This is a genomic window from Janthinobacterium agaricidamnosum, assembly GCF_003667705.1.
Taxonomy (GTDB): Bacteria; Pseudomonadota; Gammaproteobacteria; order Burkholderiales; family Burkholderiaceae_D; genus Janthinobacterium.
This window is the reverse complement of sequence record NZ_CP033019.1, coordinates 3611214-3632740: the sequence shown is the minus strand read 5'-3', so window position 1 is coordinate 3632740 and position 21527 is coordinate 3611214. Positions and strand designations below refer to the sequence as shown.

Below are 21527 nucleotides of genomic sequence, written 5' to 3'. Positions count from 1 at the left end.
CCCCAGATGATGCAAAAAGCACGAGACAAACTGCGGGAACTGCGCGCCCTCCACGACGACGGGCTGCTCAGCGAGCAGGAATTTGAACGCCGCAAGAACGCCATCCTCGACGCCGAGTACGCGCCGCCCGGCGCCGCTCCCGTGGCCGCGCCGTTGCCCGTACGCCAGGGCACGGAGCTGGGCTTCATGACGGGCCAGGAAATCGGCCCGCAGAACCGCCGCTACCGGCTCGAACGGCTGATCGGCACGGGCGGCATGGGGCAGGTGTGGCAAGCGACCGACCTGGCCACGCACGCGGAACTGGGCAGCAGCGAAATGGTGGCGCTGAAGATCTTGCCGCCGCAGCTGACGCAAAGCGCCACGCATGCCAAGTTGCTGATCGAGGAAGCGACCCAGGCGAGGAAGCTCGCGCATGAAAACATCGTGCGCGTCTACGAGTGGGCGCAGGACCCGGCCACGGCCAGCTATTTCATCATCATGGAATGCCTCGATGGCGAAGACCTCGAGCATTATCTGGCGCGCGAGGGCGCGCTGCCCCTGTCCACGGTGCAGCAGCTGCTGCAGCCGGTGGCCGACGCCCTGTCGTATGCGTGGGAAAAGCACAAGCTGGTGCACCGCGACATCAAGCCGGGCAATGTCTTCCTGACGGCGAAAGGCGACGTCAAGCTGCTCGACTACGGCATCGCTTCGCGCGTGCGCAATGCGGACAGCAGCCTGGCACTGGACATGCCGAATGCGGGCACGCACGGCTACCGGGCGCCCGAGGCCGGCGCCAACCAGCGCCAGCCCAGCCCGCGCCTGGACGTGTATGCGGTGGCCGTGATGATTTACCAGATGCTCGAAGGGCGCATGCCGTTCGACGACGCGCGCAGCGCCAGCCATCTGCCGTCGGCGCCGCAAGCGCTCAACGCGCAGCAGTGGCAGGTGCTGCAGAACGGGTTTTCGCTGACGCCGGAATTGCGTCCGCAATCGGTGCAAGCCTTGCTGGAAAACCTGGAGCGCGCGGCCGGGCCGTCGCCCGAAGAACTGGCGGAGCAGGCGCGCCAGCAGCAGGCGCGCGCGGCGCAGCAGCAAAAGGAGGCGGCGCTGGCCGCCGAACAGGCCCGCGAGGCGGCGCTCAAAGAGGCACGTGCGCGCCAGGAAGAACTGGACCAGCGCCGCAAGGCGGAAATCCAGGCGGCGGCGCTGGAAAAGCAGCGATTGGACAAACTGCGCCGCGAGCAGGAGGCGCAGCGCCATTTCGAAGCGGAAGAGGCGCGCAAGCTGCGCAAGGAAGCGCTGCGCGGCCAGCTGCGCGCGCGCCGCGAAGCCGATGCCGCCACCGCCTTGCAGGAACACCAGGAATTGCAGCGCAAGGCCATCGTCGCCAAGGCGGAGGCAGCCTACCGCGCCGAGCAGGAACGCGCGCGCCGCGAAGAGGCCAGCCGCGCCGCCGCGGCCGCTGTCCCCGCGCCGGCATCCGCGCCGGCGCCGGAAGCGGAACACGTGGAACCGGTGCCCAATGCGGAAGGCGTCTTGCGTGACGATTTTCTCGATGGCTCGGGACAGGGGCCGGAACTGGTGCTCATTCCCAGCGGCCGTTTCCAGATGGGCGCGCACGAGACGGAACACAAGGCCGCCATCCAGGCCGGCTCGCAACAGGCCTGGCTCGAGCGCGAGATGCCGCAGCACTGGGTCGGCATCGAGCGCCCGTTCGCGCTGGCGCGTCACCCCGTCAGCGTGGGCGAATGGCGCGCCTTCGTCAAGGCGACCGGCTGGGCGGGCGGTTCCGAGACGGACTGGGACAATCCCGGCTTCGTGCAGAACGACCAGCACCCGGTGGTGGGCGTGAGCTGGAATGACGCGCAGCTGTATCTGGGGTGGCTCAGCGAGCGTACCGGGCGCAAGTACCGCCTGCCCAGCGAAGCGGAATGGGAATACGCATGCCGCGCCGGCACGCGCACGGCCTTCAACGTGGGCGACACGATCAGCACCGAGCAAGCCAACTACGACGGTTTGTATGTCTACAACGGCGGCCCGCGCGGCGTGTACCGGGGCGGCACCAGCCCGCTGGGCACCTTCGCGCCGAATTCCTGGGGCCTGTTCGACATGCATGGCAATGTGTGGGAATGGGTGCAGGACGTGGTGCACGACAATTACGAAGGCGCGCCCGTCGATGGCAGCGCATGGGAAGAGGGCAGCGACAGCAGCCGGCGCATCCTGCGCGGCGGCTCGTGGCTGTACCACCCGCGCTACCTGCGCTCGGCCCTGCGCAACGGTTTTTCCACCGTACTGTCGAACGACATCGTGGGCTTCCGCGTGGCGCGCACGCTCGATTAGGCAAGTACGGCGCCTGGCGTCGTCACGCCGGACCCGGAAGAAATGGCGCTGATGGCCGACGCCGTCTTCCGTATCATATGACCAGGTAGCAGGAGAGCGGGCTGCGCCAAGCGGGCAAACGGTGTAAATTGTGGCTTTCCAAACGCACCAAGGAACGCCATGACCATCAAAGCCATCCGCGACCAGTCGCAGCCCATGCGCCACATCGTGCACGTGCGCGATCACATCATTTCCGCCGACGCCTCGGTGGAGGAGGGCGGCGGCGACGCCGGCCCTTCGCCGCACGACCTGTACGACGCGGCCCTGTCGGCCTGCAAGGCGCTCACCGTCGTCTGGTACGCCAGACACAAAGGCATCCCGCTGGAACACGTGGAAGTGTCGACCGAGCGCGATGCCAGCGACGAGCGCAAGGGCGTGTACCGCCTGGCCGCCACCCTGCACCTGACGGGCGAGCTGACGGATGCGCAGCGCCAGGAATTGCTGGCCGTGGCCGGCAAATGCCCGATCCACAAGCTGATGACGGCCGTCACCACGGAAATCACGACGGTGCTGGCATGAGCGCGGCCATCCTGAAAAGCCACGAAAAAGACCTGGGCGGCGGCTTCGTCGTGCGGCGCCTGCTGCCTTCCGCAGTAAAGCAGGCCGTCGGCCCCTTCATCTTCTTCGACCATTTCGGCCCCATCGACGTGGCGCCCGACGCCAACCACGACGTGCGCCCGCATCCGCATATCGGCCTGGCCACCGTCACCTATCTGTTCGAGGGCGCGATCGACCACCGCGACAGCATCGGTTCCTGCCAGCGCATCGAACCGGGCGCCATCAACTGGATGACGGCCGGACGCGGCATCGTGCATTCGGAGCGCACGCCGCACGACCTGGCGGGACAACCGCACCGCACGCACGGCTTGCAGCTGTGGGCCGCGCTGCCAAAGGCGCACGAGGAAGATGCGCCGAGTTTCACGCACACGCCGCAGGCCGACATTCCCGTCGTGACGTTCGATGGCGCCGTGGTGAAAGTCCTCATTGGCACGGCGTTTGGCCAGACTTCGCCCGTGCGCACCTACATGCAGACGCTGTACCTCGATGTAGCGCTGCAGGCGGGGCGCGAGTTGCGGCTGGATGGCTTGCCGGCGGAAGCGGCGATCTATCCGATCAGCGGGGAGGTGCTGGTCGACGGCGTGGCGCTGCTGCCAAACACCATGGCCTTGCTGGAAGAGGGTAAGGCGCCTGTCGTGACGACAGGCGGCGGCCCGGTGCAGTTCGTCGTGATCGGCGGCGAGCCGCTGGACGGCCACCGCTACCTGTTCTGGAATTTCGTCTCGTCGAGCAAGGAGCGCCTGTCGCAGGCGGCCGACGACTGGAGCGCCCAGCGCATGGGACAAGTGCCGGGCGAGACGGAATTCATCCCGTTGCCGAAGGCGCCATTGCGTCCTCCGGCATAAGCTGGCTTAGAAGCGCGCGCGCAAGGTCAGTTGCGCCTTGCGCGGCTCGCCATAGAAATTGCCCCAGGCCGGCGCGCCCACCGTCTGGTAGTAGCGCTTGTCGAGCAAGTTCGTCACGGACAGCGACGCCGTCCAGTTGCGGTCGATCTGGTACGCGGCGCGCGCGCTCCACAAGGCATACGCGCCCTGCGCCACGGTCACGTCGCGCGTGACGCGCGAGCTCTCCGTCTGGAAGTTCACGCCGCCGCCCACGCTCCACTGCTGCAAGGCGCCGGGCAGGCGGTAGTCGCTCCACGCGCGCAGCATGTGGCGCGGCGAGTAGGTGCTGGCGAACATCACGCCCGCGTTCGACGTCTGCTCCAGGTACTTGAAATTGTTCAGCGTGTAGCCGGCGAACAGCTGCCAGCCCGGCGCCACTTCGCCGCTGATTTCCGCATCGAGGCCTTCGCTGCGCACCTTGCCCGTCGAGAAATAGCACTCCGTGCCGCTGGAGCAGGTATTAGCCAGGTCGAGTTCCGCGCGGTTGCGCTGCTCGATGCGGAACAGCGCCAGCGAGGTGTTCACCTTGCCGTCGAACAGTTCACCCTTGACGCCCACTTCCAGGTTGCGGCCCTTGAGCGGGTCGAGCAGGGCGCCATCGGCCGTGCGCTGGTTTTGCGGCTGGAAGATGTCGGAAACGCTGGCGTAGCCGGACCAGCGCTTGTCGAATGCATAGATCACGCCGCCATACGGCGTGACGACGCCGTTTTCGCGGTACGGGTCGATGTACACCTCGCCCGTGTCGCGGTACACGCTGCTCCATTTGTAGTTCGACACGCGGGCGCCCGCCACTACGGTGAGCGGATCGCTGACGCTGAAGCGCGCCACGCCGTAGGCGCCCGTCTGCGTCATTTTTGTTACGCTGGGATCGCCCCGGTAGCTGTGTTCGCGGAACCAGGCGTCGCTCGGTTCGGCCACGCCGTGATTCGGCTGCAGCGGATTGTTCGCTTGCTGCAGCAGGGCCAGACTGAAATCGCTGTCGCTTTCCAGGCGGTTCGTGCTGATGCCGGCGCTGAAGCCGTGGCGGCGGCCGAAGGCGTTGAATTTGCCGTCGAGCGACAGGTCGAGGCCCTTGTTGGTGCTGCCGTAGTCGAACACGCCGCCAAACATCATCATGCCGGCCAGGGTGGCGGGGTCGATCGCGCCCTGGCTGAACATGTATTTCACGTCATGCCGCTCGCGCGTGTAGTTGGCGCTGGCCTTGAGCGACCAGTCGGCGTCGAAGCGGTGCTCGAATTCGGCGAAGACGGCCGTCTGGCGGCTAGCCCAGCGGTTCCAGTCGGCACCGAGGAAAGTCTCGCGGGGCAGTTTCGGATCGCTGCCGTCGCGGTAGCGCGGCATGCCGGAAAAGAAGGGCGTCGCGTGCAGTTTTTCGTAGCTGGCGCCCGTCGTCAGCTTGCTGCCCGGCGCCAGGTCGAATTCCAGCACGCCGTACAGCACGTCCGTGCGGCTGTCGGCCACGTCATAAAAATAATCGCGCTGGTCATGCGCGGCCACGGCGCGGCCGCGGATGCTGCCCGATTCGTTCAAGGGGCCGGTGACATCGACTTCGCCGCGCACGTCGTTCCAGCGGCCCGCGCTGAGCGCCAGCTGCACCTGTTTTTCCGCCATCGGGCGCTTGCGCACCATGTTGATGGCGGCGCCCGGCGAGCCCGTGCCCTGCAGCAGGCCCGTGGCGCCGCGCACGATCTCCACGCGATCGAGCATGGCCGTATTGCTGGTGAAGCTGTTCGCCTGCGGGTAGTACATGGCGCGGTTGACGCCGTCGAACTGGTAAGTGTCGACCATGAAGCCGCGCGAATATACATAGCGCCCGCCCATGGGGCTGTCGTACATGGTGATGCCGGTGGTGTTGGCCAGCACGGCGTCGATGGAGTTGAGGTTCTGGTCATCCATCTTCTGCCGCGTGACGACGCTGACGGACTGGGGAATCTCGCGCACGGTCTGCACGCCCTTGCCGACGGTGACGGCGCGCGCCGCGTACGAGTTGCTGTGTTCACTGACGGGGTCGCGCTCCATGCTGGCGTTCACGACCACGGGCGCCATGGTCTTTTCCACGCCGGCCGCCGGCGCGGAGGAGGGTGCCGCCTGGCGCAGCACGTAGGCGCCGTTCGGCAGCTGCACCGCTTCCAGGCCGCTGCCGGCCAATACCTGGGCAAAGCCCTGCGCCACACTGTGGCTGCCGCGCACGCCGGGCGAGCGCAGGCCGCGCGTCTGCGCGGGATCGGTCGACAGGCTGACGCCGGCGGCGACGGCAAAATCGTTCAAAGCGGTGGCCAGCGGGCCGGCCGCAATGGCGTAGGCTTGCGGCGCAGCGCTTGAAGCGGCGGCCTGGCCTTGCGCCAGCGCGGGCGCGGCGGCAAAGACGGCGGGGGCGGCGCACGCCATGGCGAGGACGGCCAGGCGGATGGCGCGCGCGGCGGGATGTAGGACGGGGGTGGTCAGCTGCATGCTCGGTCTTTCTGCTCAGGATATGGTCAATGGTGGATGAATCGGCTTCTTACCTGTCAAGCCGAAGCAGCGCAGCGAAACACCAACCCCTGGCGCAAAAAAAACTGAAAGTAATTAGCTTGAACGGGCCGCCACCGTGGCCCAGTAGCGCGTGAAGTAGGTCACTTGCAGTCCGTGCGAGGCGCACAGGCTTTCCAGCACGGCGTCGATATCGTCGAGCCGGTAAGTGCCCGTGACGGGGCGTTGCGCCACGCTCGCGTCGCAGGCCAGGCGTCCGCGCCGGTAGCGCGACAGTTCCTGCACCAGCCGTTGCAGCGGCCAGTCTGCCGCCACCAGCATGCCGCGCAGCCAGCTGTCCTGGTGCGCGGGCATGGCCAGCACGGCTTCCAGACCGGTGCCGCCAAAGCGCAGCTGCTGCCCCGCTTCCAGGCGACGCACGGCATCCGGGCGCGCCGCGCCGCGCACTTCCACGGCGTGTTCGAAGACGCTGACGACGCTGCCACCGTCATCGCAGCGCACGCCGAAGCGCGTGCCCAGCGCGCGGATCACGCCGTGCGGCGTGTCGACGAGGAAGGGGCGCGCATCGGGCGCCGTCGTGATCATGACTTCGCCGTGATGCAGGCGGATGCGGCGGCGCGCGGCGCTGTAATCGACGTCGACGGCGCTGTCCGTATTCATCTCCATGCGCCCGCCATCGGCCAGCGTCACGTGGCGGCGCTGGCCCGGCGCCGTGCGCAAGGACGCCGTCCACGCTTGCCAGGGGGCGGACTGCAAGCCCGCCTGGCCCAACATGATGCCGCCGCCGGCCGCCACCAGCATGGCCAGCATTTTCGCGGCGCTGCGCCGTCGCTGCTGCGCCGCCTGCAGGGCAGGAATTGCCAGCGCCGGCGGTATGATGGCCAGCTGGCCGTCCATGCGCTGCAGCAGCGCCCAGGCCCGGTCATGCTCGGCGCTGGCGTCGCGCCATGCCTGCAGGGCGGCCGGGTCGGCGCTGCCGCACTGGAGTTCCACATGCCAGTGGGCGGCGGCGGCCAGCACCTTGCGGGGGATGGGCGCTGACTGCGGGGTGGAAGGGGAAAACATCAGCCGGCCGCCAGCATCAGGCATTCCGTGTAGGCGCGCACCAGGTGCTTTTTCACGGTGGGCAAGGACACGCCGAGGCGCCGGCTGATGTCCACGTAACTCAGTTCTTCGATTTGCGCCAGCAGGAAGATGGCCCGCGTGCGCGCGCCCAGGCGGTCGAGCAGGCGGTCGATGGCGAACAGGGTTTCGATGATGATGGCGTGCGTTTCGGCGCAGATCGATATCGGCTCGGCTTGCTGGGCCAGCGCTTCCAGATAGGCCTGTTCCAGCGCCTGGCGCCGGTAGCGGTCGATCAGCAAGCCGCGCGCGATGGTCGCCAGGTAGCCGCGCGGCTCGCGCAGCGGCGCCAGCGGTGCCACCTCGTGCTTGCCCAGCAGGCGTAAAAAAGTGTCCTGCGCCAGGTCGGCCGCCTCGGCGCGGTTGCCCAGCTTGCCGCGCAGCCAGCCATACAGCCAGCCATGGTGTTCGCTGTACAAGGTGCTCAGGTGGCTGGCATGGGTGGGACTGACGGTACTCACTGCGTTCTCCAGGCAAGGGATGGGCTGGGCTGACGGAACGCGGGGTGCCGGCTGGCTGGGCTGTTTGAGAATGATACTCATTATCACATTGCCATGCGGGCGGCGTCAATTACTGTCCGCCACCGAGGCGCCAGCGTTCCTGCCACTGTTGCAGATCCGCCCAGGCTTGCTGCAGGGCAGTAGCGGACCAGCGCAGCAGGCCGTCGAACGCCAGCACGGTGCGCTGCCAGTGGATACCGTCGAAAAACACATGGTCGGCCACGATGGTGGCGGCCAGCCAGGCGGCGATGATGACGATGATGTCGTGGCGGCCGCTTTTCCACCAGCGCAGCGAGTGGCGGCGGAAAATCCACGGCACCCCCAGCGGATTGGGCCAGTCGGCCAGCAGATGCATGATGCCGCCGGCGGCAAAGCCGAACAGGGGCGGCGCCCACAGGTGGTACGGCAATTGCAGATACGTGTAGACGAGCAGGGCGATCCAGGCCAGGCCCCAGTGCGTCCACGTGCGGTGCGTGATCCACAGCTTGTGCGTGCGCGCCCACCAGGCCACTTCCAGCCAGTCCGGCGCCGTGCCGCCCAGCGCCCCCATGACAAAGGCGAGCATGCTCAGCACTTGATAGGGGCCGCCGGCGCCAGCGTGCGCGACCAGGGCCGCGGCGATCACGCCGGCAGCCCAACCGGTCGCATGATGCGCTTTGTTGGAAGCCATAGGAAATGTAAAACGCCGCACAGGCGCTTTGTAAAATGTCATGGATATTAACTGGATGAATATACAGTACGCAAGGGCGTCGCTGGGGGCTATTTGCGCAATATCTGCTATTAAAGTGTTAAATTGTGTGTCGGGATGGACGTGATGGCGAACTCGGCGCCTGATGCCGGCCGGTCAAGTGTGTTGTGCGGCTGATAATGTATTTGGCGCAGGGCGCGCTATACTGAAAGCAGTCTTACGTTTTAAGAGGTGTCGCCATGAAAATCCCGCGCGAATTGCAGATTCCCGCCATCGTGTTTACGCTGGAAGCGGTGTTTATTCTGGGATTGTCGATGATTTTTCTCGTACTGATACCACGCTAGTGCCTTGCGGATAACTGCAGATTTACAACAGTGTTCTTATGCAGTTTGCATGGTGCTATCGCACAGCGCTGCGCCTTCGGTGCGGATGATCCAGCATTCCGGATACGGTTCGCTGGCGAAGCGGTTGTGCCGCGCGAAGCCGCTGAGCTTGTCGAGCGCCGTGGCCGGGGCCAGCGCGGTTTCCTTGCCGCTGGCCGTGTCCAGATGCCAGAAACCGCCGTTGCGGTGGAACAGCAGGGGAAGGCAGCCGGCCTGCGGCGTGGCCAGGTGGCTGGCCGGCGTGGGCTGGGTGTCGGGCAGCAGCAGGTAAAAACACTCGGCGCGGGCGCCGTGGTCGATGCGGTGCAGGATCACGCCGTGCGCGAGGATGGCCGTGACGCGGAGCACGACGATGCCCTTGATGCTGGCGGACAATTCGATGCGCATGCCCAGGCGCAGGGCGACGGGTTTGTGCTTGCCGGGCCAGACGCCGTCGAGCAGCACGCCGTAGCGCGACACGTCTTCGATTTCAAAGCCTTGCTGGCTGCGCCGGATGATGGCGTGGCGGCCCGACAGGCGGCGCGTCAAGCCATTGTTGTCCTGGCCGTCGGGGCTGAAATGGCTGAGCAGCACATCGGCTTCGGGGTCCACCAGCTCGAAGCGTCCCAGCATGCATTCTTCCAGCGCGAACAGGCGGATCTGGCGCTGCTCGCCCGCTTCCGGCGCCGCATTGACGAGGCAGGCAGCCTGGCTCGGGTGCGGATGGCAGTGGCTGGCGGCGGGCAGGTCGACTTCGATCAATTCCTCGTCCCAGGCGATGGTGGTAAAACCCATGTCGATCTTGCCTTGCGGCGCCGACAAATCCACGTGGGCAATGCCGGCATTGCGCGCGGTGACGTCGAGGTTGCAGCCGTCGCCGCCCGTCACGCGGGCAATCGAGGCGTCGTCGGCCATCACGCGCACGTTCTTGTGCGTGCTGAGGAAGATCTGGTGGATTTCCGTCAGGGTGGCGTCGCGGCGCGGTACGAGGATGACAAACGTGCATACCCATTTCTGCGCCACGGCGCCGTCGACGTGGCTGTGTACTTCCACCTCGATCTGGTATTGCCCGTGCTCCTTGTTACGCGAGGAAAACTCGACAAATACGGGTCGCCAGTCGCCGCGCGTGGTGCGCACGAAATCATGCTGGACGGCGCCGCGCGGGATCAGGTCCGAGCGCAGGCGCAAGGTCAGCTGCGGCGCGCAGGCGGCGCTCATGCCGCGCAATTCCATCTTCAGGGTTTGCCGTCCGCCTGCCGCACGGGGATCGAAGCCGCTGATGTGCAGGTGGGCATGTATCGGCTGGTAAGCGGGCGCAGTGGCCGGCTGTGCGGCGGGCACTGGGGTAAATGCCGGCAGGCTGGCGGGGGGCGAGGCTGGCATGGGGCTGGTCAGGCTGGTCACCGCTTGAGCAGCATCGCGTATCACCGCATCGCGCATCGCAGCATCATGCGCACGGGCGTGCGGAAGCGCCGTTGCCGATGGTTCGGAACGGGCGCTGCGCAGTGCGCTCAACAGGTCGTAGCTGCTGGGGGCATTCGTCGCTTGCGGGTGGTTGCCCGCGCAGACTGTTTCCCCAGGCAAGACCCAGAACGTACAGTGCGGGTGCTCCGGGTTGCTGCATTTTTTCATGACATTCTGACTCGAATCGAGCGGGGACATTGCGCCCTCTGTTCTACATGAGAGCTTACGCGCTTTTGCGCCTGCTTGGCAACTTTCGCGGCGCTTGAATGCGCTCTTTTTGCCCAAATTCATCCCCTTGGTCACACCTTGCCATACATGTCATGGAAACTATTGCTCAAAAACACATTTTATGTCTTTCCGGATATGTTATTTTGATATCGCCAGTCCAGCTGCGTTCAGCTGCGCTGTTTGCTGACGATGACTTCCAGATACTCGCCCGGCACCACCAGCGAGTGAGTGCCCGCTGTATTCAGGCGTTCGAGCAGGGCGAACAGCTCCTGCTCCAGCGCCTCGGCGCCAGGTGCGTCCAGCGCGGCAAAGGCCTTGTGGACGGGGCCGTAATAATCGCGGAAGACCTGCACCCAGTGGTGAGCGGAGGCGTAGCGGAAATTGAAGACCTTGCGCTGGCTGTGCACCTGCTCTGCCGCCTGGCCGAACAGGTCGCGCACATACGCTTCCTCGCCCCAGCGGGCCGGCGACACCACGCCCGCCGGGGGCGGCACATATTTGCCGATGGTCTTGAAGAGCTGGCCGATCAAACCGTCCGGGGTCCAGTTGGCCATGCCGATGCGTCCGCCGGGACGCAGCACGCGCAGCATTTCGCTGGCCGCGCGCCGGTGGTCGGGCGTGAACATGACGCCGAAGGTCGACAGGGCCGCGTCGAAACTGGCATCGGCGAAGGGCAGGGCTTCGGCGTCGGCCACGCGGAAGGTCACGGCCAGCCCTTCCGCTTCGGCGCGCGCGCGCCCCTTGTCCAGCAGCGCCGGCACATAATCGGTGGAGACGACGCGGGCAAAGCGGCGCGCCGCCGCCAAGGTGGCGTTGCCGTTGCCGGCGGCGATGTCGATGACGTCTTCGTGGGCGCGGATATCGGCAGCCTCGGCCAGCGACTCGCCGACCGGCTGCAGGGTCACGCCGATGACGGCGAAGTCGCCGCTGGCCCAGCCTGCTTGCTGGCGCTGCTTGATGGCGGCGTAGTCGGGCGCGCCGGCGGCGCCGGCCTGCGGTGTAGGCATGGTGTTGCTCATGGCATGCTCCTGTGACGTTGGAGAGATCCTTTCGTCAGACCGCGCGCCATGGGCATGGTTCAATTTATACAGGCTGTCGTGAGCGTGGCGGCGTTTTGCATTATGCTGGCGCAACTGTTCCCCTCAACGCCGCCTGACGCCGAAAGACGACCATGCCTGCCCAACGCCCGTTCCAGCTTGCCATTGCCTATGGCGCCGCCTTGTGCGTGTTCCTGGCCATCGACGCCCTGTGGCTGGCGGTGCTGATGAAACCCGTGTACGCCGCGGCGCTGGGGCCGCTATTGGCGGACACGCCCCGCTGGGCGCCGGCCGTGCTGTTTTATCTGCTCTACGTGGCCGGACTGCTGGTCTTTGCCATCCTGCCCGGCTTGCGGGCGCGCCGCGGACGCACGGCGGCGGCGCTGGGCGCGCTGCTGGGGCTGCTTGCCTACGGCACCTATGATTTGAGCAACTATGCGACCTTGCGCGGCTGGCCGCTGGCCTTGACGGCGATCGACATGGCCTGGGGCACCGTGCTGTCGGCCGTGTCGGCCACGGCCGGCTACCTGGCTGCTAGCCGCCTGGGACGGTGAATGCCGCATCGAAGCGCAGCGCCACCACGGTAATGTTATCGCTATACAAGCCTTTTGGCGGATGCAAGAGGAAGTCGTCGAACAGGTCGCTGACGGCCTGAGCCGCAGTCTTGCCGGCACACAAGGCGGGCCAGCGGGCCGTGAGGGCCAGCGGATCCTCGCAGGCCCAGAAACCGTCGCTGGCCAACAGATAGTGGGCGCCGGGACGCACGCGCAGCACGCGGCGGTCGCCCAGGTGCGCGAGGAAGGGCGGCAAGGTGGCCGCATCGAGTCCGCGCAAGGGCTTGTCGAGCTGCAAGCTGTCGCTGATGGCGTTGCCTAAAATGAAGGCCTGCGAGATTTGCGGATGGTGCTCGCCGTGCACGGCGGCGCGCCAGCGCGTCTCGTCGAGCGCGCCGCGCATGGCGTACACGGTGGCCGGCACGTGGTCGACGGTGAGGATGCTGGCAACCCCGTCGGCAATTTCATACAGGCGCGAATCGCCCACGTGATACAGCAGCGGGGCTTCGCCGGGCGGCACTTCCAGCAAGGTCAGAGTGGTGCCCGGCGGGCGGGCCTGAGCTGGCGCCGTCCTGGCGAAGGTATCCTGCAAGCGCGTGTGCAACTGGTCGAGTTTGGCTGCCAGGCTGGCCGTGTCGAGGCAGGCGGGTACGGCCAGCAAGCCTTGCACGGCCGCTTCCGCCGCTTCGCGCCCAAGGCCGTGGCCGCCCATGCCGTCGAGCACGGCGGCACGCACGTGGCCGCGCGGCCAGCCCGGCACCTGGCAGTGGAACGGCGCCTGCCGCGACAGGCAGACGGCATGGCCGCTGGCATCGATCAGCAGGAAGTTGTCCTGGTTTTCGCGCCGGGGCATCGGGCCGGCGCCCACGCTGGTGCCGGCGGCGGCATCGAGCCAGGGGCCAAAGTCGAGCGCGTCTTTAATTAAATGCATCGGTTGGTGCGGTCCAGGCGGCCAGCAATGTTGATCGTAGGACACAGCTTAGCCGAAATCGTGCGGGGGCGATACCTTGCCTGTTTCGCAAAAAAACCTGCGGCAGCAAGCTGGCGCAGGTTTTATATGGTGGCGGGTGTCGCTTAACGGCGATGGCCCCAGCCGTGGCCGTGACCGTGGCCACGGTCATAGTAGTCGTAGCGGCCATGGTCGCGGTAGTAGCCGCGGCCCGGCTGCACGTAGACGACAGCCGGCGGGCCGTAGTAGCGCGGTGGCGGCGCGTAGTACACGGGCTGCGGCGCCGGGGCGTAGTACACCGGTTGCGGCGCAGGCGCGTAATAGGTTTCGCGGTAGCCGCCGCGATAGCCGCCACGGTCGTAGTAGCGGTCATTCGTGCTGATGCTGTTGCCGACGGCGGCGCCCAGCACGCCACCGACGATCGCACCATTGCGTCCGCCGGTGCTGTTGCCAATGGCCGCCCCGACAACGGCGCCTGCAACGGTATTGAAGTCGCGGTCACCGGCGACTGCGGCCGAAGACACAGCCACTGCCGCTACCATTACCGCACCCAGGAGTTTCTTGTTCAACATGGCATTTCCTTCCATTCCGGCGAGATCACAATGATCTGCATGAACTGGACTATATCTGCTGCCGCAAGCTTGTTCCACGTCTAATACAACTTATTACAATCGGGGCGGGGCGGTAACAAGTCAGCGCCGGCGCGCCTGCCATTCTGGACGAAGCAGGCTGTACATTTTGGCGTCGCGCATCACGCCGTTGATAAAGAAAGCCTGGCGTATCAAGCCTTCCTGGGTAAAGCCGTTCTTTTGCGCGATGCGCTCGGAGCCGATGTTCAGCGGGTCCATCAGCAGCTCGAGCCGGTGATACGGATAGGCGCTGAACAGGTAATCGACCACCAGGCGCGTCGCTTCGCTGATGTAGCCGCGCCCGTCCCGCTGCCGGTCGAACAGGCGGTAACCGATTTCGCGCGAGGCTGGCGTGCGGCTCTTGAAGTGCGTGATCGTGCCGATGATGTGCTGTGAGTGATCTTCGATGAGGAACAATTCGCTGTCTTCGGTGACAAAGCCCGATTGCAGGAAGTCGCGCCGCATGGCCTCGGGCGACTTGAATTGCATGGAGAAAAACTCGCCGCGCGAGGGCAGGTCGTTGACGAGGGAAATATAGGTATTCAGGTCGGCAGCCTGCAAATGCCGGATGGTGCAGAGGGTTCCCTTGAGCATGTCGGTTTCCGGTAGCGATCACGAATCTTCATGGTAATCGACTCTGGGGGCAAGAGGCAATCGGTCCCGTAAAAGTTGCTGCAATGACAGAACAAATACGCTATCGTAGACAGCCGCGCCTTGCCCATGGCCACGGCGTACCCGCTTCGACCTCGTTGACTGGAACTGACATCACATGCAAATCATCCTGACTGGCGCGCCATTGCGCCGTTCCGTTTTATCCATCGCCCTTGGCTGCATCGTCAGCGCCGGCGCCTTTGCCGCCGCACCGGGCAATACGCCGCAAGCGCTGGCGCAGGTGCGCGACACGGCGCTGCAAAGCGACTGGGCCTACGCCCGCCTGGCCGACATGACGGATTTGATCGGCCCGCGCCTGTCCGGCTCCGCAGGCGCGGCCGCCGCCGTGCAGCAGGTGGCCGACGCCATGCGCCAGCTGGGCGCCACCGTCACCCTGCAGCCCGTGAAAGTGCCGCACTGGGTGCGCGGCGTGGAAACGGCGGAAATCGTCGACTATGCGGGCCGTCCGCAGGGTGTCTCGCAGCGCGTGGTGCTCACGGCCCTGGGCGGCTCGGGCGCCACTGCGGCCGCCGGCCTGACGGCACCCGTGATCATCGTCAAGAGCCTGGACGAACTCAAGGCGCGCGCGCCGGAAGTGAAGGGCGCCATCGTGCTGATCGACACGCCGTTCGACCAGGAGATGGCCGAGCGGGGCCTGGCCGGCGTTACCTACGGCCAGGGTTCGCGCGCGCGCTTCCTCGGGCCGAAGGCGGCGGCCGACCTGGGCGCGGTCGCCGCGCTGGTGCGCTCGGTGGGCGGCGCGAACTTCCGCATCCCGCACGCGGGCGCCACGGGCCTCGATGACAACAAGCGCATTCCGGCCGCCGCCGTCACCGTGGAAGACGCCTTGCTGATCGGCCGCCTGGCCGCGCGCGGGCCCTTGAAAATGCACCTGACCCTGACGCCGCAAAATCTGCCGGAAGCGGACAGCTACAACGTGATCGCCGACTGGCCCGGCACGGACAAGGCCGGCGAGGTGGTGGTGGTCTCGGGCCACCTCGATTCCTGGGATCTGGCGACGGGCGCGCACGACGACGGTGCCGGCGTCGTGGCGGCCATGGGCGTGGTGGAAACCTTGAAGAAGCTCGACTACCGCCCGCGCCGCACCATCCGCGTGATCGCCTGGATGAACGAGGAAAACGGCGGCCGTGGCGGCCAGGCCTACTTCGAGGCCCACAAGCAGGCGCTCGGCAAACAATACGCGGCCATCGAGATGGACAGCGGCGCCGGCCGCCCGTTCGGCATCCTCGCCAGCGTGGGGCCGAAGTCGGAAAAACTGTTCGCACCGCTGCGCGCTGCCTTGCTGCCGATGGGCGCGCACGCGTTCACGCGCCGCGATGCGCTGGGCACGGGCGACCTGCACCGGCTGGAAACGGGCGGTGTGCCCAGCTTCGAGCCGCTCGTCGACAGCCACAGCTACTTCCACTACCACCACACGCCGGCCGACACGCTGGACAAGGTCGACCCGGATAACCTCAAGCGCAATGTGGCGCTGATGGCGTCGCTGGCGTGGTTCCTGGCCAATATCGACGGCGAGATCGGCCGCGCGCCGGAGCAGGGCGAGTAAGCGCCAATGTCGCTACCCGATCTGAACCTGTTGATCACCCTCGATGTCCTGCTGGCCGAAGGTAGCGTCACGCGCGCGGCGCGGCGCTTGCGTCTGAGTCCATCGGCCATGAGCCGCGCCCTGGCGCGCCTGCGCGAGACGACCGGCGATCCGCTGCTGGTACGCGCCGGGCGTGAACTGGTGCCCACGCCGCGCGCGCTGGAGCTGCGCGAACGGGTGGGCCGCCTGCTGGGCGAGGCACTGGCCGTGCTGGGACCGGTGCAAGCGCTCGATCCGCGCCAGCTGGCGCAGACGTTTACGCTGCGTGCGAGCGACGGCTTCGTGGAAAATTTCGGCCCGGCCCTGCTCGCGCATATCGGCGCGCAGGCGCCTGGCGTGCGCCTGCGCTTCGTGCAAAAGCTCGACCGCGAAAGCGTGCAGCTGCGCGAGGGCAGCATCGACCTGGAAACGGGCGTGATCGGCAGTCTCACCAGCCCGGAAGTGCGCACGCGCAGGCTGTTCGGCGACCGTTTCGTGGGCGTGGTGCGCAGCGGCCATGCGCTGGCGCAAGGAGCGATCAGCGCCGAGCGCTATGCGGCCGGCCAGCACGTGCTGGTGGCGCGGCGCGACCAGGATACGGGACCGATGGACGACGCGCTGGCCGCGCTGGGATTGCAGCGCACGATCGCCAGCATCGTCGGCGGCTTCACGGCGGCGCTGGCGCTGGCCGCCGGCTCCGACCTGATCGCCACCGTGCCGGAACGGCATACGGGCAATCTGCGTGCCGGCATGTTCAGCTTTGCGCTGCCGCTGGGCATGCCGGACCTGACCGTGTCGCTGATGTGGCATCCGCGCATGGATGCCGACCCCGCCCACCGCTGGCTGCGCGGCTGCGTGGTCGACGCCTGCGCGGCCCGGATCAGCGCCGGCTGATGGCGCCGGCAGCGGCCTGCTGCACGGGCCCGTCGAAGCCGCCGGCCATGGCCGTGTAGCCGCGCGCCGTGGCGATGGCCACGTCGCGGTGCGCCGTCACCAGCTGCTCTTGCGCGGCCAGCGCAATGCGTTCCGCTTCGAGCACGCCGAGCAGGCTTTCCGCGCCTTCCTGGTAGCGCACGCGCGCCAGGCGCGCGCTTTCCTGCGCCAGCCGGTGCGCCTCGCGCAGTTCCGCTTGGCGGTTGCGCAATTGCACCCATTGCGCGATGGCGCTGTCGGCTTCTTCCAGTGCCAGCGCCAGCGCCTTGTCGAAGCCGGCCTGCGCGGCCTGCACCTCGGCCCCGGCCGCGCGGGCGCGGGCGCGGCGCGTGCCGCCATCGAACAGCGGCAGGGAAAACGCGGCGCCCGCCTGCCAGCGCGCCGCATCGCCGCCATTCCAGTCGCCGGCCACGCCGGAGGCGCCAAACAGCGCGCCCAGGCTGATGCGCGGGAAGCGTTCGGCGATGGCGGCGCCTTCGCGCGCGCTGGCCGCTGCCAGCGCCCGTTCGGCCGCGCGCACGTCGGGCCGGCGCAGCAGCAGGTGAGCCGGCTCATCCGTCAACAAGGTTTGCGGCAGCGTCAGCGGCATCGGCTGGTCGAGCGCCGCCAGTTCCGGCGCATCGAGACGCTGTCCGGTGAGCGTCGCCAGCCGGTTGCGCGCGAGGCGTTCTTCGGCGTTCAGGCTGGGCAGGCGGGCACTGGCCAGGCGCATCTGCGCCTCGGCGCGCATGCGCTCGGCCGGCGCGGCGCGGCCCGCGCTTTCGCGCTCGCGCACCAGTTGCAGGGTGCCGGACTGGTTCGACAGCTGCTCCTGCAGGCTGGCGCGCATCTGCTGCGCGCCGCGCAGCACCAGGTAGGCGTCCACCACCTGCGCCAGGATCAGGCGCCGCACATCGTCGCGCACGGCGGCGCGCTCGTCCGACGATGCCTCGGCAGCGGTGATGCTGTGGCGCACGCGGCCGAACAGGTCGAGCTCCCAGCTGAAGACGGCGCTCCACTGCAGCGGCGAGGCGATGTGCGGCTGGCCGCCGCGGCTCTCGATCGCCGCCAGGCGCGCGCGTCCGGCCTGGGCGTCGAGATCCACCGCCGGCAGGCGGGCGCCGCGCGCGGCCTGCGCGAACTCGCGGGCGCTGGCCAGGCGCGCGGCGGCGATGCGCACGTCGTAGTTGTCTTGCCAGGCGCGCTTGACCAGCTGCTCCAGGCTGGCATCGCCCAGTGCCTGCCACCACAGCGCCGGCGGCGCGCCGGCCTGCAGTTTCGGGCCGCCCGCTGAGGGCAGGGCAGACAGTTGCGCCGGATCGAGCGCCCGCGTCGCCGTGGGCGTGCCGGCGCTGCAGCCGGCCAGGGCCAGCATGGCCGCCGCCAGCAGCGGCGCGGCGCGGCGCGTGTTCAAGTGTGTCATGCGGATCATGCGGCTTCTCCCAGCGCGACCGTGTGCGTGGCCGGCGCCGCGCGGCGCCTGCTCAGCAAGGTGAAAAACAAGGGTGTAAACAACAGGCCCGACAAGGTCACGCCCAGCATGCCGGCGAAGACGGCCGTGCCCATCGATTGGCGCATCTCCGCGCCCGCACCGGAAGACAGCATCAGCGGTATCGCACCCAGCAGGAAAGCCAGCGACGTCATCAGGATGGGACGCAAGCGCGTGCGGGCGGCGGCGATGGCCGCTGCGCGCGCGTCGGCGCCGGCCGCCATCGCCTGGCGCGCGAATTCGACGATCAGGATGGCGTTCTTGGCGGCCAGGCCGATCAGCACCACGATGCTGATCTGCGTCAGCACGTTGTTGTCCAGGCCGCGCCACGACACGCCGATCAGCGTGGCCAGCACGCAGCTGGGCACGATCAGCACGACGGACAGGGGCAGCAGCCAGCTTTCAAACAGGGCCGCCAGCAGCAGATACACCAGCAGAACGGCCAGTCCCAGCACCATGCCGGTGCTGGCGCCCGCGTGTTTTTCCTGCAGCGCCAGTTCCGTCCACTCGTAGTCGAAGCCGGCCGGCAGGCGAGCCTTGAGCAGTTCTTCCATCGCGGCGATGGTCTGCCCCGTGGAGTAGCCGGGCCTGGTGCTGCCCTGGATTTCGGCGGCGGGATACAGGTTGTAGCGCGGCACGCGGAACGGCGCCGTGCCTTCGCTGAAGGTGGCCACGCTGCCCAGCGGGACCATGTCGCCGCTGGCGGTGCGCGTCTTGAGTGCGGCCAGGTCGGCCACGCTGCGCCGGTAGGGCGCGTCCGCCTGTGCGGTGACGCGCCAGACCCGGCCCATCAGGTTCATGTCGTTGACAAACACGGGTGCCAGGTAGCTTTGCAGGGTCTCGTTGATGCGCAGCGGCGGCACGCCCAGGTATTCGGCCCTGGTGCTGTCCAGTTCAACCTTGATCTGCGGGCTCATGGCGTTGAACGGCGTGAAGGCGCCCGTCACCGAGGGCAGTTTCCCCGCTTCCTCGGCGATGCCGCGCGCGGCCGCCTGCAAGGCTTGCGGTCCCAGGCCGCCCGTGTCGCGCAGCATCAGCTTGAAGCCGCCGCCGGTGCCGATGCCGCGCACGGAAGGCGGCGGTATCACCATCACGCGCGCCGCGCTGATGGGCGCCAGCTTGCCGCGCAGGGCGCCCAGCATGGCCGGCCCGTCCAGGCCACTGCTGGCGCGCGCGCCGAAGTCCTTGAACATGGTGAAGATGACGGCCGTGTTGGGCGCCGACGTAAACGTGGCGCCGTCGGTGCCGACGAAGGCGGCCGTGTGGGCCACGCCGGGGTGGCTCATCAGGCGTGCCGTGACGTCCTGCACCACTGCGCTGGTGCGCGCCAGGGTCGAGCCGGCCGGCAGCTGGATCGAGACGATGGCATAGCCGCGGTCCAACTGCGGCACGAAGCCGCGCGGCGTCGCGTCCAGGCGCCACAGGGTCAGACCCGCCAGCACGAGATACGCGGGCAGCATCAGCCAGCGCCGCGAGAGGATGCGCCCGGTCAGTTGCACGTAGCCGCCCGTCAGGCGGGAAAAGCCGCGGTTGAAGATGGCCATCCAGCGCGCGCCCAGGCTGTTGGCATCGTGCTGCGGCTTGAGCAGCAGCGCGGCCAGGGCCGGCGACAGCGTCAGCGAGACCAGTGCCGAGATCACGGTGGAGGCGGCGATGGTGACGGCGAACTGGCGGTAGAACATGCCGGAGATGCCATCGATGAAGGCCGTTGGCACGAACACGGCCACCAGCACCAGCGCGATGGCGACCAGCGCGAAGCCCACCTCGTTCATGCTGCGCTGCGCCGCGGCGACGGGGCTCATGCCGTCCTCCATGTGGCGCTCGACGTTTTCCACCACCACGATGGCGTCATCGACGACGATGCCGATCGCCAGCACCAGGCCGAACAGCGACAGCGTATTGAGGGAATAGCCCATCGCGGCCAGCACCGTGAAGGTGCCGACCAGGGACACGGGAATGGCCAGGATGGGAATGATGGCGGCGCGCCACGAGCCGAGGAACAGCAGCATGGCCAGGCACACCAGCAGTGCCGCCTCGAAGATGGTGTCGCGCACCTTGTCGATCGAGGAACGGATGAATTCGGTCGGATTGTAATAGGCATGGTAGGCGACGTCCTGCGGGAAATCGGCTTCCATTTTGGCCAGCAGCGCCAGCACGCGGTCGCCGGTGGCCAGCGCGTTCGAGCCGGGCAGCAGGCTGATGCTCAGCGCGATGGCCGTGCGGTTGTCGACAAAGCCGCTTTCCGCGTAATCCTGCGCGCCCATCTCGACGCGCGCCACGTCGCGCAGGCGCACCACGCCGCCGTCGGCATGGGCGGCGACGATGATGGCCTCGAATTCGGCCACGTCGCGCAAGCGGCTTTGCGCCTGCACCTGCACCTGGTAGGCGCCATCGCTGCCGCTGGGCGGCTGGTTCAATACCCCGGCGGCGACCTGCGAGTTGGCTTGCCGTACCGCCGCGATCACTTCCGGCGCGCTCAGGCCCAGCGAGGCCACGCGCGCCGGATCGAGCCAGATGCGCATCGAGAAGTCGCGCGCGCCGCGCGTGTAGATATCGCCGACGCCTTCGATGCGGGCCAGCTGGTCCTTGACGGCGGTGCCGATGAAGTTGGAGATGTACTGCTGGTCGCGCGTGCCTTTCGGCGAATCGAACAGCACTACCATCAGCTGGTCGGGCGAGGCCTTCTTGACGGCCAGACCCAGCCGGCGCACGGCGTCGGGCAGGCGCGCTTCGGCCACCGCCACGCGGTTCTGCACCAGCGACTGCGCCTGTTCGATGTCGGTGCCCGGCTTGAACACCACGCTGATGGTCAGCTTGCCGTCGCCCACCGATTGCGAGGACATGTAGAGCATGCCGTCGACGCCGTTGATTTCCTGTTCGATCGGCGCGGCGACCGTATCGGCGATTTCCTGCGCCGAGGCGCCCGGATAGCTGGCCTTCACCGTCACCGTGGGCGGCACGATCTCGGGAAACTCCGAGATCGGCAGGCGCATGGCCGACACCGCGCCCACCAGGGTGATGAGGATCGACAGCACGATGGCGAACACGGGACGGCGGATGAAAAATTGGGAAAAGCGCATGGCCGCTC

16 protein-coding genes and 1 pseudogene are annotated in these 21527 nt (G+C 67.5%); 6 read left to right on the top strand and 11 right to left on the bottom strand.

Features of this window, described 5'->3' with window-relative positions; genetic code table 11:
* Window positions 1-6 precede the first annotated feature (6 nt).
* The 3 genes from D9M09_RS16345 to D9M09_RS16335 all read left to right on the top strand — a co-directional run bounded on the left by D9M09_RS16345 (window position 7) and on the right by D9M09_RS16335 (window position 3761).
* Window positions 7-2319, top strand: coding sequence for an SUMF1/EgtB/PvdO family nonheme iron enzyme (locus D9M09_RS16345; protein WP_162995727.1), 2313 nt, complete (start codon window positions 7-9; stop codon window positions 2317-2319).
* 159 nt (window positions 2320-2478) lie between these two features.
* Window positions 2479-2877 carry an OsmC family protein gene (locus D9M09_RS16340; protein WP_099411573.1) on the top strand — a complete coding sequence of 133 codons (399 nt, stop codon included), beginning with the start codon at window positions 2479-2481 and terminating at the stop codon, window positions 2875-2877.
* Window positions 2874-3761, top strand: a complete 888-nt coding sequence (locus D9M09_RS16335) for a pirin family protein (protein WP_121669892.1) — start codon at window positions 2874-2876, stop codon at window positions 3759-3761. The genes D9M09_RS16340 and D9M09_RS16335 overlap by 4 nt, the downstream gene beginning before the upstream one ends.
* A gap of 6 nt (window positions 3762-3767) precedes the next feature.
* Here D9M09_RS16335 and D9M09_RS16330 read toward each other — a convergent pair whose 3' ends face one another.
* The 6 genes and pseudogenes from D9M09_RS16330 to D9M09_RS16305 all read right to left on the bottom strand — a co-directional run bounded on the left by D9M09_RS16330 (window position 3768) and on the right by D9M09_RS16305 (window position 11652).
* Window positions 3768-6251, bottom strand: a complete 2484-nt coding sequence (locus tag D9M09_RS16330) for a TonB-dependent siderophore receptor (RefSeq protein ID WP_121669891.1) — start codon at window positions 6249-6251, stop codon at window positions 3768-3770.
* 114 nt (window positions 6252-6365) lie between these two features.
* The gene (locus D9M09_RS16325) at window positions 6366-7334 is read right to left on the bottom strand and encodes a FecR domain-containing protein (protein ID WP_162995726.1); all 969 of its coding nucleotides are present in this window, start codon (window positions 7332-7334) and stop codon (window positions 6366-6368) included.
* On the bottom strand, window positions 7334-7852 hold the full coding sequence (locus D9M09_RS16320) for a sigma-70 family RNA polymerase sigma factor (protein WP_240453398.1): 519 nt from the start codon (window positions 7850-7852) through the stop codon (window positions 7334-7336). Before D9M09_RS16320 ends, D9M09_RS16325 begins: the two co-directional genes overlap by 1 nt.
* 214 nt (window positions 7853-8066) lie before the next feature.
* Window positions 8067-8561, bottom strand: a pseudogene (locus tag D9M09_RS16315) (metal-dependent hydrolase); the annotation flags it as partial.
* A gap of 398 nt (window positions 8562-8959) precedes the next feature.
* A complete protein-coding gene (locus D9M09_RS16310; RefSeq protein WP_240453397.1) occupies window positions 8960-10573 on the bottom strand; it encodes an FHA domain-containing protein in 1614 nt (537 codons plus the stop codon).
* Window positions 10574-10800: 227 nt separating this feature from the next.
* A complete protein-coding gene (locus tag D9M09_RS16305; protein ID WP_121669887.1) occupies window positions 10801-11652 on the bottom strand; it encodes a class I SAM-dependent methyltransferase in 852 nt (283 codons plus the stop codon).
* A 152-nt stretch (window positions 11653-11804) separates the two neighbouring features.
* Between D9M09_RS16305 and D9M09_RS16300 the strand changes: the two genes are divergently transcribed.
* The gene (locus D9M09_RS16300) at window positions 11805-12224 is read left to right on the top strand and encodes a DUF2177 family protein (protein WP_070289674.1); all 420 of its coding nucleotides are present in this window, start codon (window positions 11805-11807) and stop codon (window positions 12222-12224) included.
* On the opposite strand, the gene D9M09_RS16295 is transcribed toward D9M09_RS16300, so the two are convergent.
* The 3 genes from D9M09_RS16295 to D9M09_RS16285 form a co-directional block, all read right to left on the bottom strand.
* On the bottom strand, window positions 12205-13155 hold the full coding sequence (locus D9M09_RS16295; protein ID WP_070313479.1) for a PP2C family protein-serine/threonine phosphatase: 951 nt from the start codon (window positions 13153-13155) through the stop codon (window positions 12205-12207). The two genes, D9M09_RS16300 and D9M09_RS16295, sit on opposite strands and share 20 nt — an antisense overlap.
* A gap of 143 nt (window positions 13156-13298) precedes the next feature.
* Window positions 13299-13745 carry a glycine zipper 2TM domain-containing protein gene (locus tag D9M09_RS16290; RefSeq protein ID WP_070289651.1) on the bottom strand — a complete coding sequence of 149 codons (447 nt, stop codon included), beginning with the start codon at window positions 13743-13745 and terminating at the stop codon, window positions 13299-13301.
* Between the two features lie 120 nt (window positions 13746-13865).
* Window positions 13866-14396 carry a GNAT family N-acetyltransferase gene (locus D9M09_RS16285; RefSeq protein WP_070224661.1) on the bottom strand — a complete coding sequence of 177 codons (531 nt, stop codon included), beginning with the start codon at window positions 14394-14396 and terminating at the stop codon, window positions 13866-13868.
* 175 nt (window positions 14397-14571) lie between these two features.
* Here D9M09_RS16285 and D9M09_RS16280 point away from each other — a divergent pair, with 175 nt between their 5' ends.
* Both D9M09_RS16280 and D9M09_RS16275 read left to right on the top strand, forming a co-directional pair.
* On the top strand, window positions 14572-16020 hold the full coding sequence (locus tag D9M09_RS16280) for a M20/M25/M40 family metallo-hydrolase (RefSeq protein ID WP_121669886.1): 1449 nt from the start codon (window positions 14572-14574) through the stop codon (window positions 16018-16020).
* Window positions 16021-16026: 6 nt separating this feature from the next.
* The gene (locus D9M09_RS16275; protein WP_070224663.1) at window positions 16027-16932 is read left to right on the top strand and encodes a LysR family transcriptional regulator; all 906 of its coding nucleotides are present in this window, start codon (window positions 16027-16029) and stop codon (window positions 16930-16932) included.
* Here the strand turns inward: D9M09_RS16275 and D9M09_RS16270 are convergent.
* On the bottom strand, window positions 16919-18382 hold the full coding sequence (locus D9M09_RS16270) for an efflux transporter outer membrane subunit (RefSeq protein WP_121669885.1): 1464 nt from the start codon (window positions 18380-18382) through the stop codon (window positions 16919-16921). The genes D9M09_RS16275 and D9M09_RS16270 overlap by 14 nt on opposite strands.
* On the bottom strand, window positions 18379-21519 hold the full coding sequence (locus tag D9M09_RS16265; protein WP_121669884.1) for an efflux RND transporter permease subunit: 3141 nt from the start codon (window positions 21517-21519) through the stop codon (window positions 18379-18381). The genes D9M09_RS16270 and D9M09_RS16265 overlap by 4 nt, the downstream gene beginning before the upstream one ends.
* Window positions 21520-21527 lie beyond the last annotated feature (8 nt).